10 protein-coding genes are annotated in these 16,524 nt (G+C 59.5%); 4 read left to right on the top strand and 6 right to left on the bottom strand.

Annotation, left to right across the window (positions count from 1 at the left end; translation table 11 throughout):
- Positions 1 to 80 precede the first annotated feature (80 nt).
- Positions 81 to 3,602: an FHA domain-containing protein gene (locus tag THTE_RS17725; RefSeq protein WP_095416692.1), complete on the bottom strand. Its 3,522-nt coding sequence runs from the start codon at positions 3,600 to 3,602 to the stop codon at positions 81 to 83.
- Between the two features lie 604 nt (positions 3,603 to 4,206).
- On the opposite strand from THTE_RS17725, the gene THTE_RS17720 reads away from it, so the two are divergent.
- The 3 genes from THTE_RS17720 to THTE_RS17710 all read left to right on the top strand — a co-directional run bounded on the left by THTE_RS17720 (position 4,207) and on the right by THTE_RS17710 (position 8,262).
- Positions 4,207 to 4,938, top strand: coding sequence for an RNA polymerase sigma factor (locus THTE_RS17720; protein ID WP_207651739.1), 732 nt, complete (start codon positions 4,207 to 4,209; stop codon positions 4,936 to 4,938).
- 104 nt (positions 4,939 to 5,042) lie between these two features.
- Entirely contained in the window at positions 5,043 to 7,079 is a 2,037-nt protein-coding gene (locus THTE_RS17715; protein WP_095416691.1) for a hypothetical protein, read from the top strand.
- A 142-nt stretch (positions 7,080 to 7,221) separates the two neighbouring features.
- On the top strand, positions 7,222 to 8,262 hold the full coding sequence (locus THTE_RS17710; RefSeq protein WP_095416690.1) for a DUF933 domain-containing protein: 1,041 nt from the start codon (positions 7,222 to 7,224) through the stop codon (positions 8,260 to 8,262).
- 47 nt (positions 8,263 to 8,309) lie between these two features.
- Here the strand turns inward: THTE_RS17710 and THTE_RS17705 are convergent, their stop codons facing one another.
- The 5 genes from THTE_RS17705 to THTE_RS17685 form a co-directional block, all read right to left on the bottom strand.
- Positions 8,310 to 8,801 carry a hypothetical protein gene (locus THTE_RS17705; RefSeq protein WP_095416689.1) on the bottom strand — a complete coding sequence of 164 codons (492 nt, stop codon included), beginning with the start codon at positions 8,799 to 8,801 and terminating at the stop codon, positions 8,310 to 8,312.
- Between the two features lie 142 nt (positions 8,802 to 8,943).
- Positions 8,944 to 10,020: a DUF1559 domain-containing protein gene (locus THTE_RS17700; RefSeq protein WP_095416688.1), complete on the bottom strand. Its 1,077-nt coding sequence runs from the start codon at positions 10,018 to 10,020 to the stop codon at positions 8,944 to 8,946.
- A 509-nt stretch (positions 10,021 to 10,529) separates the two neighbouring features.
- Positions 10,530 to 11,045: a hypothetical protein gene (locus tag THTE_RS17695; protein ID WP_095416687.1), complete on the bottom strand. Its 516-nt coding sequence runs from the start codon at positions 11,043 to 11,045 to the stop codon at positions 10,530 to 10,532.
- 137 nt (positions 11,046 to 11,182) lie between these two features.
- A complete protein-coding gene (locus tag THTE_RS17690) occupies positions 11,183 to 12,307 on the bottom strand; it encodes a DUF1559 domain-containing protein (RefSeq protein WP_207651738.1) in 1,125 nt (374 codons plus the stop codon).
- A 434-nt stretch (positions 12,308 to 12,741) separates the two neighbouring features.
- Positions 12,742 to 13,347 carry a thioredoxin family protein gene (locus tag THTE_RS17685; RefSeq protein ID WP_095416686.1) on the bottom strand — a complete coding sequence of 202 codons (606 nt, stop codon included), beginning with the start codon at positions 13,345 to 13,347 and terminating at the stop codon, positions 12,742 to 12,744.
- Between the two features lie 593 nt (positions 13,348 to 13,940).
- On the opposite strand from THTE_RS17685, the gene THTE_RS17680 reads away from it, so the two are divergent.
- On the top strand, positions 13,941 to 16,496 hold the full coding sequence (locus tag THTE_RS17680) for a COG1361 family protein (RefSeq protein ID WP_168175891.1): 2,556 nt from the start codon (positions 13,941 to 13,943) through the stop codon (positions 16,494 to 16,496).
- Positions 16,497 to 16,524 lie beyond the last annotated feature (28 nt).

Genomic DNA, 16,524 nt, shown 5'->3' with positions numbered 1-16,524 from the left:
CAAGACTGATTGGCCGACAATTTGTGACTGTGACGACGGCAAGCGCGATTGGATGTCCTTTTTGCCAAATTGCGTGACTTTCAGGTCGGAGAATGGTCGGCGGCGGGTGAAGGCATGTTTCCAACCAATCCGTTGCCCAAAGTATTGTCATCGCTCACCCACGGGAACGCAAGCTCTTGTCGGGCGCGTCTGAGTCGCAGCATGCGCAGAATGGCGAAAGGCAAAAAAGCGGCAGATCCCGCGGCCAGCGCCATCAGGATGGGTACTTGGATGCGGACGGCTGACTGAATGGTTTCCAGTTCGGGTGGTGTGCTGACCTCGGCCAGCAATCTATTGGCTGCTTGGAAAGCCGTTTGCCATTTGGCGATGGCCAGCGTTACCTTGTTCAGTTCTTCGTTGAGGGCCTGGACCTCTGCGGCGGCTTGGCTCAGCTCCGCCGCCTGCTTGCGCTGGTCCGTGCTTTGCTGGTGAAGCTCATCGCGCCGCTCCTGCAAGCGACGAATTTCACCGGAGAGACTTTCCACAAGCAGGGAGGCCTCCTGTTTTTTGAGGGCGGCCAGCTCCTGCCGGACAATTGACCTGATGACTTCGAGCTTACTCTGCGCCAACTCCCCCGTGTTCCCGCCGCTCGGCGCGGAATCGGCAGGCGGCGGAGCCGATGTGCTCGGGGGTGATTGGGCATTTTGGGAAGATGGACCATTGGCCTCTGCGCTCGAAGCCGCTTCGCCCTCTGACAAAGAGCCCGGACCTTCAGCCAAGCGTTTGGCAACGGCCGCGTTGAGTTCCTCCTCGGAGATTGCACGTGCTGGGTCGTTGAAAACTGACTGCGCTTCGCGGAGTTTTGCCTGATGGGCCTCGATCTCGGCGGCAAGCTGCGTCCATTCCTGCTCGGCTAGACTTGCGGACTGGAGCAGCTCCCGAGATCTCTTCTCCAGCGTGCGGAGATCGGCCGTCCCAAATTGCTGATTGACCGTATCCAAACGCTGCTGGAGGTTTTTTTGTTGTTCGGTCAGTTGGTTCAATTCCTGCTGGGTCATGGAAAGACATTGTGCGCTCAGGCTTTTGCCCGCCGCACACAATTCATCGAAATACACCTTCTGCCACTGCTCGAGAACGATCCGGGCGGACTGCGCGTCCGGACCAATCAGTTGCCACGTGATATAGGGCAATCCCTCCGTGCGACCAATTTTCACAGTGTCCAGAACCCAGTCGATTCCGTTTTTCTTAACCAACGGACAATCGGTCAGGGTGGTGTCGTGACGAAGTTTTTCCACAATTGCCGGACTGTCCGGCCAGAGGGAAGCGCGATTGTGAGTCAGCTCGGGTGGGAAACCGTCGGGTAATTGGCCATCTCGAACGGCCAGAAGAGACGGCTTTTCGAACAGTGACAAGCGATGGAGCGTGCTGTAGGTCCGGGGGTAGAACCACCCGACGGCCGCCATCACCAGGAGTGCTGCCGTTGCCCCGAGCAAAAGCTCCCAGGGCAACTCTTTCCAGCGACGTCGCCGCGGGGGAATATTCACCACTCGCCAGGGACGAGAGCCAGGGGCCGGGGCTGGAATTTCCGCACGGGCCACGCTCGGTCCATGCGCCGCTAGGCCGACCTGCGGGAGCTCGGCAACGGGCGACGCCTCTTCCTGGGTGACGTTCGCAGGCTCTGCTTGGGGAGGAAGCACGGCGCTCTGCTGTTCTCGCAGGAGCAGTTCCTGTTCTCGCGCGGCCAACCGGGCTTCCTGCTGACGGAGTTGCGACTCCCACCCGAGAAGGCGCTCCTGCAACGCGTGCAGGTCGGCGAGGCGCTGGGCCAGCGATTTCTCCTGCTCCACCAGGTACGCCTCGCGATCCTGCAGGGCCGTCGTCAGCCGTCGATATTCCTCGTGGGTGGCGGCCAGCTTGGCACGATCGGCTTCCAATTCGGCACGCGTCTGTTGAAGTCGGCGTTCTTCTTCGGCCAGAAGTGCCAGTTGCTGGTCGATGGCTCGCTCCCGTTCATCGAGAAGCGATTGCCGTTGCTCGAGCTGCCGGAGAAGGGCCTGATGTTTCTCTCGGAGGTCGGCTAAGTGCTGACGTTCCTCGGCGAGTGCAGTTTCCTGCTGGGAGAGCTGCTCCTCTTTAGCCGCAAGGATCTCTTTCTCTTCCTCGAGCTGTTTCTCTCGATGGGCAAGGGAAGATTCCCAATCCCGAAGGCGTGCCGCAGTGGTCTCGTATTCTTCCCACGCTCGGGCAAGCTCGGACTGCGCCTGGCGCACGTCTTCCTTTTCTTTGGCGAAACGGTCCTCCTCCGCCACAAGCTCTTCCTGAAGCCGCAGGAGGCTTTCGGACATTTCGTCGAGGGAACGGGCCCATTCCTGGAGGAGGGCCTCCTTGTAAGCGAGCTCCTGGACTTTCGAGTTCCAGGAACCTGGCTGGGTATTGGCATCCGGCGGAGGCAGGTGATCGGGGAGCGCTGTCCACTCGGGCGAAGCGCTTATCAGATTCCCGGCCGGATCGTAAGAAGAGGCCCGACGATCGGTCTCCACGGGTCGGAGGGCTTCCAGATTCTCTGACGCGAGAAGCGAGAGGACCAGGTCCTTGGCCCAGGCTGAAGTGCGATCTCCCTGCATGGTTTCCTCAATGAGAATTTCCGTACATGCTCCGTCATGGCCCACGGCTGGCCCTGCCGCGACCACTTCCCACACAGCGGTCTGCTGCCAAGCATCCGTATGATTCTGCGGTTCCGGCCCGCCTTGCAGGGAATCACCTTCAAGCTGCCCACCGCCTTCGGTGTCCGGCACCGGGGCCTCAACTTCCGCGGCCGGCGCCGGTTCGTTCATTGCAAACTCCCTCATTGTGGTGAGTTTTTGAGGAATCGCAACAGGGGTCTTTGACCCAGTGTCGGTTTCCTCTCGTTTCTGCAAGGCCACTGGGCGCTCATGAAGATTCTCTGGTAATTCCTCCAGGACAAGGGACACTCGGCCAAGCGTGAGCGTGCTTCCGTTCGACCAGCGAGCGGCATCGATTGGTTGCCCGTCCAGCATGCTCGTGTTGCCGCTGCACAAATCGACCACCCAGACATCTTCGTTGTCGCAGATGATCACGCAATGGCAGCTCGAAACAGTTCGCGAAGTGAAAACCACATGACAGGGTGGTCGGCGTCCCACGAGCGTCAGAGCGCGGGTGAGACGCATCTGACCGTAGGGGCGATCGTCCACGAGGATCTTCGCCATGCGCTCCACGGCGGCGGTGCCTCTGGCCGTTGGCTCAGGAGGAAAGCCGTCGGGCGAGGACGCTTGCTGACCCGCCGACTGGCCGGACCACTCCCATGAAATGCGATAAGGCCCAACGGCGAAGCGTCCCGACAGGGGAAACCACCCCGAGGGCAGGGGAGCGAAGCGGTCGCGGGGTACAAGCGGCAGGGCGAAGATGCCGTCCTTTGTGACGTGCAAATAGAGGAGCCGCTTTGGCATTCCTGGGCCGCCGAGAGAAAGCTCACACCCCTGCAGGGTGCCGAAGCGCGCGAACGGCTGGCACACCACGACGGTGCGGGTCTGGCCGAAGCCCTCGGCCACCAGCCGGAGCTCGCCTTCGCACCAGAGTGAAGTATGGGAGCGCGCGGAGTTCATGGATTCTGATAACCGGGGTACCCATGCGTGCTGAAGATACCCCCTGTGCCTGCCCGGAGGGTGACGACCGCTCGAAGTTCGCTCGCCTCACAACCGATTTTGGGACCCACAGCCGCGGGGATTGCCGACGCCGACCCAGCGGCTCGCACATGGCCCTTCTGTTTGTCGCAATGCCCCCCTTTACCTCACTTTGTTCGGATTCTGCCTGAACTGCAACTCTTGTGGGGGTTTCCGAGCCCGATTGTCTGGCAGTCGGTGGAATCTCCCCTAGCAGAGGGAGTGCCCGTCCAGAACCTCTTGACACTTTGAGCGTTCAATATGGGGAGGATCAAAGTGAGAAACGTTCGGAAAACACCTCAGTCCTGTAAAGCTGGTTGAATGGAAAGAATACAGGGTCCCCAGACTTGCGGCCTTCCCCCAGACCGGTGTTCAAGCTGCGAGAGGTGCGATTTATGTGAGCGTGCTGCGTCGTAACCGGCCGGGGTTGTGGAATCTGGCCGCGGTTGATGCCATCATTAAGAGTGAGTTGTGTAGAAACTGATGGATGCGGCAACATAATGATACACGCGGCATCAACCCAGGTGGGATTCCACGAGGATGATCCTTGGCTGAAAAGGACTCCACTGCCCAACAGACAGCCCTCTGCGACCCCGACGTGCGTTTGATGCTCGAGGTTCGCGATGGAAGCGCCAGCGCGTTCGAGGAACTGGTGCTGCGCTACCAGTCCCGCATCATCGCGGTGCTGGAACATCTGGTGGGCAACCGGGATCAGGCCGAGGACCTGGCCCAGGAGGTGTTTCTTCGGGTCTATCGGGCAAGGCATACGTACGAACCCAGCGCCAAATTCGCCACCTGGTTGTTTCGCATCGTCAATAATGTGGCCATGAATGCCCTGCGGAGCCGAGCCCGCCGACGCGAGCAAACCGTGCCGTTTCGGCCGGGGGACTCCCAGCATTTCGAGGCCCTCGACGATGCCATCCAGGTCCCCAGCGGCCAGATCCCCGCCAGACGACTGGATAAATTGGAGATGCGGGAGGTGGTGCGTCTGGCCATGGAGTCCCTCAACGAGCGGCAACGCATGGCGGTGCTCCTCTGCAAATTCGAAGGGATGAGTTACGCGGATATCGCGGCGGCCATGAAGTTGTCGCCCAAAGCGGTGAAATCGCTTTTATCACGGGCGAGGACGAAACTGCGTGAAATCCTGGAGCCATATCTTCAAAGCGGTCAGATGCCACCGCTGGTGGGGAGCCCGCCTGCTGTGGTCTCCGAATCGGGAGAACAAAGAGCGGAAACAGCGGGAGAGGATAACTCTCCTCCCGAAAGCGACGATCGATGAAAAGAGTTGAGAGCAAAGTTTTTTCTACATGGCGATCGACTGCCGACAATGAAAAGACGCTGTGAGATTCGGGTGGATGGTTTAGATGTGGAAGTAGTGATCCCATGACGCGCCCCGCGCCAGATCCCACGGATGCCGCAATGCGGCTGGAAGCGTTACGCGAAGATCTCGTCGCGTATCTGGACGGCGAACTTTCCGCCGAGGAGGCGGCGCGCATCGAACGGCTGATCAACGAAGACCCTCAGGTCCGCACCGAATTACAGCGACTGGCCGAAACGTGGGATTGGCTGGATGCGCTGGATCGGCCCACCGTGGACGAAGACTTCACGCGGACGACCATCGAAATGGTAGCCCGCTCGGCCGTTTCCGAAATCCAGGAGAAGACCGAGTCCCGGCGTAAATCTTTCGCGCTCGTTGCGGCGGTCGGCGTCTTGGGAACAATCGTCTGCGCTGTGGTGGGATACGCGATCGCCTTTTCCCTCTGGACAAATCCCAACCAGTGGCTCCTCGAGCATTATGCGGTCATCCAAAATCAGGACCTTTATCGGCACGTGGAAAGCGTCGCCTTCCTGCGGATGCTCAAGGAAAACGGACTGTTTGTGGACGACGAAGACCTGCCTGCTGGACCGGAAGAGCCTCTCGGGTGGTCGGATAGTCAGCCACCTTCCTCAGCTCAGAACCGCGCTGCCAGCGTGACAGCCGCAAAGCTTCCGCCGCGGCAAAGTGGCTCGGTTGAGAACAATCGACAGCCGGGGCGGGATGCGCTGCCGCCGCAGGCGAGCGAAGTGAAGCGAGGAATCGACGGGGCCGCCCCGGAAATGGCTTCGCTCAAATCGGAAGGAAAAGGTCTCCAAGCCCAGGCGAATTCTTCGACTTCTTCAACGTCGTCTCGCACCGGATTACAGCAGTCGGACAGATCCCAGAGCTCTGTGGCACAAAGTGCTTCTTCCTTGGACGTGCCACAACTCGTGATGATTTCCGATCCCGCCGAGGCTCGACGCCAGGTTGAGGCAATGACGGACGCGGAGAAATACGAACTCCGGCAGAAAGTGGAACGATTTAAGAGGCTTCCGGCCACGGAACAGGAGCGCATGATCCGGTTGCATGGGGAACTTATGGCAGCGCCCGATGCGACCGAATTGGCGACCATCCTCGTGCGGTATTACCAGTGGTTCAAACTTCTCACACCGGTCCAGCGCGCGGAGCTTGAGGCCCTCCGCCCCGAGGAGCGGATTGCCTGGATCAGTCGCACGCGGAGTGAAATGCTGGCGGCCGCCGTCAACCGCACGTTGTTCAACTTCCCGCCTGAACGGATCCGTCAGCTCCTGGAGGCCTCGATGACGTCACGACCGGAGGACCGACCGGCACCCGAGGACGTCTTTGTGCTTCTGCGGTTCGTCGAGGAAACGGCGTCCAAGCGGGGGGAGGAGCTGCTGGAAAGGCTCAGTCCCCAGGAGCGGCAGAACCTCGTCAGCAAGCTGAATCAGTTGCGCGATCCTCAGCAGAAAAAGGAGTTCCTGGCGATCACGTGGCTTCAGTGGCAATTGGATCATCCCGATCAGAGTTCGATGATAACCCCCCAGGAGTTGGACGAACTGCTCACCAAATTTTCGCCCGTCACGCGGTCGCGGTTGGCGGCGTTGCCGCGAGAGGAACAGCTCAAGCGGGTGTCGCAGTGGATTCGTGGGTCAGTATTCTTCCGGTACGTCATGCCGCGGGTATGGGCGGATATGCGGCGTCCGGTGAGCGAGCAGGAACTGAGCCGTTTTGTGGAGGAGCACCTCTCCCAGGAGGAGCGTGCTGAGTTGCTGAGTCTCCCACCTGAAGAGATGCAGCGTGAACTCACCCGCCGCTATCTCCGGTGGCGCTATCCAGGGGTGGGCATGGGATGGCATTTCCGAGGTCGGGGTGGAGATCGCAAGCCCTTGCCCGGACCCGAGGGCGCACCAGAGCCGGGAAAGGAAACGTCCGGCTTCAAGCCCGTGGGTCCCGGATTTGGACCGCCCCGTCAACAGCCGCCATTTACCCCTCCAGCTTTCGAGTATGGACCACCCGGCCAGCAATCACCTCCGAGTTCACCCCCGCCGTCACGCGACTCCTCGCCGCCGCCTCTGTCATCAGGGTCGGGTTCTCAGCCATAATGAAAAAATGGTGGTTTGAGGTTGGCTTCACCAGAATTCATCCAGTTTCCGGGTGGTGTGATTCTTCACACTTCCGGAATCATCGTTGCGGCGGTCGCTGGATCTCGGTCCCCGGGTACAACTCTGGACGGGAACAGATGTTATGAAGATCGGTTTGGTGGGCTATCAGGGCTGCGGCAAGAGCACGCTTTTTGAATGGCTGACGGGCGTGGCGCCCGATCCTGCGCTGGCGCACACCGGTCAGTCGGCCATGGCCACCATTCCCGATCCGCGGCTGGAGGAACTCCAGCGGATTTACAACGCCAAGAAAGTGACACCGGCCGCCCTGGAGATCATTGATACTCCGGGGTTGAACCGCTCGCATGCGGGCAACGCGGCGAAGCTCGCAATCCTGCGCGATGTGGGGTGTCTGGTGATCGTGGTCCCGGCGTTCAGTGGATATGATCCTGCGGCTGAGTTCCAGTCATTCCAGGAGGACCTCATTCTGGCGGACCTGGAGATTGTGACCGGCCGCATCGAACGCGTGGAAGCCTCGCTCAAAAAGCCCCATTCTAAACCGGAACGTGAACAGCTTGAGGAAGAGTTGCAGGTGCTTCAGTTGGTGAAGGAGCGGCTGGAAGCCGGGAATCCGCTGAAGGAGTCGGAGATGACTCCCGAGCAGCTCAAGCACACCCGGTCGTTCCGCCTGCTGTGTGAAAAGCCTCAGATGGCCGTAATCAACACGGCCGATGATGAACAGGATTTTGCCCGGTATCGGAACATGCTGCCGGCGCAAGTCCCGATTTTTGCGGCTCCTTTGGCGCTGGAATTGGAGCTGGCCAAGATGTCACCGGAGGAGCGGGCGGAATTCCAGGCTGAGCTCCACGTGGGAGGTGCCGACCGCGGGGCACTGCTGCGGATGATGATGGAGGTTGCCGGCCAGCAGGTGTTTCTCACGGCGGGACCGAAGGAAGTCCGGGCGTGGCTGATGCGGCGTGGAGGGACCGCCCTGGAAGCGGCGGAAACAATCCACACCGATCTCGCCCGGGGATTCATCCGCGCCGAAGTGATGTCGTGTCAGGACCTCATTCGGTTGGGCTCGGAGCGGGAAGTAAAGGCCCACAACCTGGTCCGCCACGAACACCGCGATTACGTCGTCCAGGAAGACGACATCGTGCTCATCCGATTCAGTGTGGATAAGTAAGAGCCGGATTTAACGGTGCAAACTTCGGCGGCGAGGATGCCAAAACATCAGTCCTGAAGATCGAACTTGAAGTCATTTTCACCGCTGGGGTTAACTGTTGCGCGCAGCCCCGAGGAATTAGGATCGGCATATTTCGCCGGAAGAAGATGGCGGGCGCCGGTGTTCTGCAGTGGCGGGGCCCCTCCCTGCACCGGATTTGCGGGCATCGCGCCGATTTCTGTAGAAGGGGTCTGGAGGCTTTGTTCGCTTCCCACCATTTTGACCACCGTGACTACATAGTCACCCGGCAAAGCGCCGTCGTTCGGATCAAAAGTTGTCAGAGAGGCGCGGCCCTGAGCATCGGTTCGCCCAAAGGCAGGCTTGCCGTCCGGATTTGCGGGATGAAACGTAACAGTGGCGCCCTCTACGGCAGCACCACGGTAAGTGACTGTCACTGTTGCAGGAACGCGCTTCGGCCGATTGTCGGCAGCCTTCTTGCAGCCAAAAAGGCAGAGCGTCGACATGCACAGGGCGCCGAGAAAGAACGGGGAGTGCTTCATATGCCGTCCCTCATAGTGAAGCGATCAACGGGGTAAATTCAAACGACGGAAGGTTGGTTGCGGCGAGCCATCGCGACCCAACCAACCGGTACTTTGGGTTTGGTGACCCAGGCGTGGAGGGTAAATGGTCCGGGGCGGCTCATCACGGCGAGCTGACAGGTTCACCACCAGCCATTGAACCCAGGGCACCCCAGACACCATAGGGACTGGGCCCGCCACGGTTGCCAGGTTGCGGGGCAGCCAGATTTCCCGTGTCAATTGTCTCACTGATAAACCGAACTGACCCATCCATGAGCAAGGCGTTGACTCCGCCCGGGTGATAGCTAGAGGGCGAGAAAATACCCCATTCCCAGCTATTGGCAGTACCTAAGCACGTTGGGCTATTGGGGGGCAGCACGGTGGTGACGCCGTTCCAGTACGGGCGACCATCAGCCCAGCGGCGTCCCACCACCTTCTCGGAGTGCAGGGTGTAGCCGCTGGCGTACATTCCATTCTGGCCTTTGGTGGCCAGGCACAATGTGGGATTTTGATCAATTCCCGCAAGATTCGCGACGCCATCGCCGCGAATCGCCCCGGTCTTGAAATAGATGCTCCGCTCGATCATCCCAAATGTATTACTGGAGCCGTCAATGATGTCGGAAAAACTGGCCCAATAGAAATGTGCGAAGGGTCCACGGTTTGGTTGATCGTAAGCGTTCCGATTAATGTGGTCGCCTACATTGAAATGGTAGTTGTTGAAGCCCTGCTCGCCTGAACCCTTCTTGCCGTAAGCAGGGTCGGAAGGACACAGAAGGGTAGGGACCTGCTGGCGGAAGGGCCAGTAATCTGTTCGCCAGGCTGCTGGGCCAAACGGTTTGGTGGGCGTACCGTCGTCAAGGGTTCCGCCAGCCGTGATAGCGTCCCACAACGCGCGCTGTTCGAGGAACGGTGTCAAAGGAATGAGCCCGCAGAGCTGACCGTTGTTATTGTCGTTCCACGGTGATGCCCCGGTTGTTCCCGCCTTGAGAGGCACAAATCGCTTGTGGACATCGTGGTAGTTGTGAAGGGCAAGCCCCAGTTGTTTGAGGTTGTTTGTGCACTGCGAGCGGCGGGCCGCCTCACGGGCTGCCTGCACCGCAGGGAGCAACAGCGCAATCAGGATGCCGATGATGGCGATCACGACCAGAAGTTCCACGAGGGTGAAACCCCTCCCTTTCAGATAACGCACACACCTGTTCATCGCGCACCTCCTAGGGCTTGCTCTGGAGTTAAACCGCGGGCAACGAAACAATTTGTTACAGGCGGGCTGGTTAACTGTCTGAATTCTACTTCGACCGTATTTAAAAAGCAACAATCAGGTTGCCGGGCGCGTCGCTAGTTTTGCTCGCCGGAAAGAAATTTGGCGAGACGGCGGCAATGTTTGAGGGGGAGTGCCTTGCGGAGAACCTGTTAAAGAGAAACGCCCTTCCCTTGACAACCGCGCTGTGAACTGCGGGAGGTTCAGCCGCTGTGGGGGACAAAAAGACTGGAAAGGGATCCGAAGAAGATCCGTATTTTTGGAATAGGACGGGAAAGTAACGGGCCGTTTGCTATGAGCGCCGTTGCGTTACCGCGTACCAGTGTTGAATTGTAGGGGCAATTCATGAATTGCCGCTACCACAGCACATTCCGTTTGCCCATGGTTACTTGGAGGAGCGCGCATGAATAACCCCCGTCGACCAGATTCGCCGTGCTTCGCCAATTGCAGTTTTAGGGTGTAAGTTGAATCTTAAACGTGTTGGCTTTAGGTTCCACAGTGAAGCTCAATCCGGAAGTATTCTTATTGGCATATTTTTCCGGGAGCAGGTTTTTGGCAGCTGGGGGCGGGGCCGCGCCTTCCTCCGGTGGCCGGTAGTCCTCGTCACCGCCACCTGTTCCTGTCTGAACCGTGGGAGTGGGGTATTTGAACACCTTGACCAAATACTCTCCAGGAATTGCGCCGTCTCCCTTGGCGAAAGTGCCCAACTGATAACGACCCTGGGCATCGGTTTCCCCGGTTGCCACCTGCGGGCCCTGTGGCTGCGCCCCACCTGCGGAGCCAGGCGCACCAGCCGCCGCAGACTTGGGTACAAACACGACCCTGGCCCCTTCCACCGGTTGGCCGTTCATGGTCACGGTGCCGCTGACGGGATACGTTTTGGGGCGGCTCGGCCCGCGAGAACACCCCAGAACGAGGACGAGAGCCACCGTGGCTGCCACGGAAAAATGGAGAATGCGCGCGGTCATCGAATTCTCCTTCCTGTCCAAGCACCCTCCCGATTGCAACATTCACAGCACCCACCGGTGGGCGGAGTCAACCCTGGACTTACGGCCTGCCGGAGACATGGCCGTCGAGTACAACGATTTTGAAGCCGCACGAATCGTCATGGTGCGGTCACCGATTCGCTACCGTCCTTGGAGCCGAGGGCTCCCCACACACCGTAAACGCTCGGCCCATTAAAGGGCTGATAGGCGCCAAGATTCCCGGTGTTGATGGTGTTAGAGATGAATCGCACCGAACCGTCGGCGAACAAGCAGTTGACGCCCCCTGGGTGGCGACTGGCAGGAGGAATGACAAGGTGGTGCGCATCGCCATATTGAGCCGCATCATCAGAACAGGCTGGCGCGTTTGGTGGCAACACGGTATTGAAGCTTACGTACATGGGCTGCCCGTCAGTCCAGCGAACACCAAAGCGTGCCTGAATTGCAACGCCTTGATTGAAATAACGGCCGTCGGACACCGTCATGCACAGAGCTGGAGAATTGATGACCCCCGAAACGCCGATGGCCACGCCGAGCACGTGCTCGATGCTCCTGGCAGGAACGGCCACCGGATACTGTCCGCGGTAAGAACCAAGTTTCTGTTGGCAGAGCCGTTCGCTCATGGCGATCGTATTGCTGGTACCATCGGTGATGTCCGCTATCGAGTAGGTGCGTCGGCGGCTGAAAAGCCCACGAACGTTGTCACCACTGACACCGTTTTGAACGCCCTCTACCTGGTCGCCCACACAGAACGCGTAAGAGTTGTAGGCACCGTTGCGATCCGGATAGCCGTTATCCGAGGGGCACAGGAGTAGATCAGGGGAGTCGTTCCACACGGACCAGCTCTGCCAACCGGCGGGGCCGTCCGGCGGAACCACGTTGCCGCCACTTGTGGCGCCGGTGGGATCCCCTGCGCGGATTCGTTCATAAAGGGCGTTTTGCTCAATATAGGGCAGGAGAGGGACGAATCCACTCTTCCGCCCCCGATTGGAGCACCACGCGTCAGTGCTGCACCCTTCGGATCCTCCCTTTCGGTAAGGGAATACTTTGTTGACGTCGTGATAATTCTGCAAACCCAACCCCAGTTGTTTGAGGTTGTTTGTGCACTGCGAGCGACGGGCAGCCTCACGCGCTGCCTGGACTGCGGGGAGCAGCAGTGCGATTAAGATGCCGATAATGGCAATCACTACGAGCAGTTCCACCAGAGTGAAACCACGAGAGCGGCTGCTGATTCGAGACCCTCGCATGACGATACCTCCTCAACTGACGAGAAAACCCACCCATACCATGACCAGAGACTCCACCTGTGTAATTTAGTGACATGTATCAAGTCTGTCAACAAATTGGCCAGAAAGTATACGATGGATTTTTCTGTGGGGATTCTTTTGATTGGACTACCAGCGCGCGAGCGTGAGCTGCGCTGAGTGTGCCACAAAGTTAATTGCACGGCACTTAAAAGTGCCTAACAGATGCTCTCCAACGTCAGACGCCTCACGCTGGGCGTGGACGTTTCTCGTCAGTTCCGCGCGATATCTGATGCCAAAAGAAAAACGGCCGCCGGAAAGGCGGCCGCGTTCAGAAAGTTCTCATCCAGGCGATCGCGAAAAGGGAGCTGCGGAAAATTTAAAAATTGGCGGACTGTTAAAAACACCCGCCTTTGGAATTCATAGACCTTTTTCGGTCATTCGTACTTGATTGTGCAGCCAAAGGCCTTGGTTTCCGCAACAGGCGGACTCTTGCCATCCAGGAGTGCATCCAGGGCGTCCCGGAGATAATGCTTTTTCACCTTGGCCGGGTCCATGTTGTCGTCAATCGCGCCGATGTAGGCAATCTTTCGCTCGGAATCCAGGACGAACACATGCGGAGTTACTCGGGCACCATAATCGTGGCCCATCTTTTGGCTGGAATCATAGATGTAGGGGAAGTTGAAGCCCTTTTCTTTTGCCCGCTCCTTCATGCGATCGAGGCGATCTTCCGGGATGTTGTTGACATTGACGGCGATGACCTGGACCCCTTTGTCCTTGTAGTCTTTCTGCAGGGCGATAAGACGATCTTCGTAGGCCTTCGCCACCGGGCAGTGGTTGCACGTGAAGACAAGGACGATGAGCTTGGCGTCCTTGTAGTCGGAGAGGGAATGCTGCTTGTCATCCACTCCGATAATTCCCTTCCAATCCGGGGCAGGATCACCCACCTTGACACCCTTCTGCTCCGCCACGGCACAGGACCCCAGGCCCAATGCCAGCATCAAACAGCCGAGCCCCAGCAAGCCACTGATGACGCGCTTCATAGGTTCACCTCCACACGAGCCAAAGGAACCAACAGCTTCTTTACCAGCTTCGTTTGCCGGTCACGTTTCATCATCCATAGTGCGGCAACCGACCACCGGTTACCCCCCCCGGGGCATTAAAGATCATACGGAGGAAAACTTCGAAGGCAAGTCGGAATCGAGGGCGAAAACGGAAGCGGATTCGCCTGGTAACAGGAAAACGGTGCGTGAAATCTGCTGGGAAAGAATTGTGTCAAGGCTTTTAGGGTTTTTAGCTCCGTTAGATGGACGCCTTCCCCGGCGTCCCCTCGTTCTTCCCGCGATTTCTTTTTGGGCCATGCGCGCGTCGCGTCGGCCACTGCCCTACCGCCGTGGGCTGTGAATTTGCTCTTTCCAACCTTTGAAAAATTTGCTATTTACCAGACCCGCGCAGGTTGCCAGCGGGTCGCCGGTGTCTCCGTTTTCGAGCGGGGCGACCAAATAAACCTCGGCACGGGTAGGACGCCACTGGGTAGCACCCGTTCTAATGGGAAGGGAAACGCCGGATCGAACTCCCTCTCGCAAGTACAGAAGAGGTTCAACGAAACATGCTTCGTCAGCATGGAGGATCTCCCATGCATGCATGGGTGCAACGGCTCAAGATGTATCTGGTCACACGGCCGGGTCGATGGCTGATTCTCGCGACGGTCCTCGTGGTGGTACCGGTTGCGGCCATCACGATCAAGATGTTCTGGAACGGGCATGGGATGTCGGTCCAGGCTGAGGAACTGAACCAGACCGCTATCCCCCAGCCGGCCGTTGCTCCTCAACCGCAGCCGTTCGTCCCCAGCAACAGTGTTCATCCGCTCGAGAAGTCTGACTCTCGCTCTGGGGTGAATACACCGGTGGCATCCGGTCCGCCACTGAACCCGCCGGAGAATCCTCTTCGCAGCGGGTCGCGGCCGTTGCCCACTGAAAAGCGGCAACTGTCGTCACCCGTGATACCCACAAAGGTCGATGGTCAGGAACCTCCCGACAACGCACCGGGGGATCGCGTTGGTGGGGCGCCAGGGGCGGCATCCCGGGAAATCCCTGCCCTGCTCGAATCGCAACCCACGAAATCGCCGCGAGTATTGCCGCCACCGCCGCAAACGTCGGCCGCGTCATCATTGGGTGATGTTTCGAGCCCGGCGGGGGCCGGCTGGATTGTTCCCGACACACCGACTACGGAGAGCGACTCATCCTCAGCGCGGACAAATTCGCCCAAGAATGCGAATTCTGCATCACCGGAAAACTCTGGCGTCGGGACGACCGAGGCCGCATCCACGGGCATTCCCGATGCCGCTCAGGTGCTTCCGCCTGGCGGCATGCCCGTCCAGATGCCATCGCAGCCCTCGGCATCGCAGGCCACACAGGCAACGCCACCGGCGTTTAACCCGGGACCCACCGAACTCCCCACGCGGCAGGTCGATACCTCTGCTGACACCGGTGTAACGGGATCAGTTCCTGGGAATCCCGGTCCCTTGACGGCAAGTTCCCAATCCTCGAACTCGCCCAGTGCGGGGAACGCCGCGGAGTCCGGTCCAGTCGCACGTCCTGCCTCACCGGTGGCCAGTCCGTTTGACACTCTCCCACCACCCCCCAACGGTCAAACACCGGCGATTATTACCCCCCCGCCGACGCGGGTCTTGCCGCTCCAGTCGGGCTCGGGAGGCTCAGGCGGTTTTGTGTCGGGAACGGGAGCAGCGTCGGATGCGGGCGGGGCATCCCTGCCGACGGGGTCAGAGGGAGATGCCCGGCCGGGCGACGCCGGTTTGGAAGGCCCGCAAACACCGCAAATCACCATTCAGAAGATTCTTCCCAGCGAGGTTCAGGTGGGAAAGCCCGCCACCGCACGAATCGTGATCCGTAACAGTGGGGCAATCCCCATCAATAAGGTGGAGGTCCAGGATCCGATCCCCTGGGGCGTCCGCGTGCTGCGGACCAATCCGCAGGCCAGTCAGCAGATGCAGGGAACTCTTGTGTGGACGCTCGGCCCTATGAAGCCCGGCGATGAAATCGCGCTGGAAGCGGAGTTCATGCCGTTGCAGGAGGGTGAGTTGGGGAGCGTCGTGACGGTCCTCGTCCATGCCCAGGCCTCGGCCAGGACGCGTTCCACCCGACCGCAGCTCACGTTAAAGGCCGAGTTTCCGCCTCAGGCCCTCATCGGCGATGAAATTACGGCAACGATCACCGTGAGCAACAGCGGCTCGGGCGTGGCGACGAATGTGGTGCTGGAGGAACATGTTCCGCAGGAAATGCAGCATCCCGCCGGCAGCGAACTGGAGAACGTGTTGGGAGACCTCCGCCCTGGGGAATCCCGACAGGTCCAGTTGCGCTTGCGTGCCGTTCGGCCGGGAACGGCCGTCAATCGGCTGATCGCCCGGGCAGACGGCAACGTTCGGGTGGAGAATCAGAGTACCATCAACGTGCTGGCGCCGCAACTCAAACTGGCGGTTGAAGGGCCCGCCAAGCGATTCCTGGATCGCGAAACAACTTACCAGATTTCCTTGAGCAACACGGGCACGGCCAGCTCGCGGATGGTCCGTTTGACGGCCGCGTTGCCGCCGGGACTGCAATTTGTACGGGCGAACAATGCGGGCACGTATGATCCGACCACGCACAGCGTCCAGTGGTTGCTCCAGGAGTTGCCTGTCGGCCAAACCGGACAGGTAGAACTTGTGGTGCGGCCGATTGCTGCCGGAGAGCAGCCGCTCACGTGCACAGTCCGCGATGAACTCGGTCTGGGAGACGATCAGCGGTTGACCATCCAGGTGGAGGGCATCTCCGCGCTCCACTTCCAGGTGGCGGACACGCGAGATCCGGTGGCCGTGGGCACGGAAACCACCTACGAAATCCGCGTCGTCAACCAGGGAACCAAGGAGGCCACGAACGTGCAAGTGATGGTGATCCTGCCGGAAGGTGTGCGCCCCCTGGCCGGCGAAGGTCCCACCACCAACACGATCAATGGCTCAGAGGTCCTCTTCGGCAAATTGCCCCGTCTGCCAGCCAAGGCAGAGGCGCTGTTCCGGGTGCGCGCTCAGGCAATCGCCGCAGGAGATCAGCGCGTCCGCGTCCAGATCCTTAGTGACGACATCCGGCTGCCCATCACCAAGGAAGAGAGCACCCAAGTGTACTCCGATACACAATAAAAACTGGAGTATCGCCACGGGCTGAGCG

It is taken from the genome of Thermogutta terrifontis (assembly GCF_002277955.1).
Lineage (GTDB): Bacteria > Planctomycetota > Planctomycetia > Pirellulales > Thermoguttaceae > Thermogutta > Thermogutta terrifontis.
The sequence above is the reverse complement of the archived record's forward strand: the minus strand, read 5'-3'. Positions and strand labels throughout refer to the sequence as shown.

Bases quoted from the DNA above. Each gene is read 5' to 3' on its own strand.
- THTE_RS17725 (WP_095416692.1), bottom strand. From the start codon at position 3,602: ATGAACTCCGCGCGCTCCCATACTTCACTCTGGTGCGAAGGCGAGCTC.
- THTE_RS17715 (WP_095416691.1), top strand. From the start codon at position 5,043: ATGACGCGCCCCGCGCCAGATCCCACGGATGCCGCAATGCGGCTGGAA.
- THTE_RS17710 (WP_095416690.1), top strand. From the start codon at position 7,222: ATGAAGATCGGTTTGGTGGGCTATCAGGGCTGCGGCAAGAGCACGCTT.
- THTE_RS17705 (WP_095416689.1), bottom strand. From the start codon at position 8,801: ATGAAGCACTCCCCGTTCTTTCTCGGCGCCCTGTGCATGTCGACGCTC.
- THTE_RS17700 (WP_095416688.1), bottom strand. From the start codon at position 10,020: ATGAACAGGTGTGTGCGTTATCTGAAAGGGAGGGGTTTCACCCTCGTG.
- THTE_RS17695 (WP_095416687.1), bottom strand. From the start codon at position 11,045: ATGACCGCGCGCATTCTCCATTTTTCCGTGGCAGCCACGGTGGCTCTC.
- THTE_RS17690 (WP_207651738.1), bottom strand. From the start codon at position 12,307: ATGCGAGGGTCTCGAATCAGCAGCCGCTCTCGTGGTTTCACTCTGGTG.
- THTE_RS17685 (WP_095416686.1), bottom strand. From the start codon at position 13,347: ATGAAGCGCGTCATCAGTGGCTTGCTGGGGCTCGGCTGTTTGATGCTG.
- THTE_RS17680 (WP_168175891.1), top strand. From the start codon at position 13,941: ATGCATGCATGGGTGCAACGGCTCAAGATGTATCTGGTCACACGGCCG.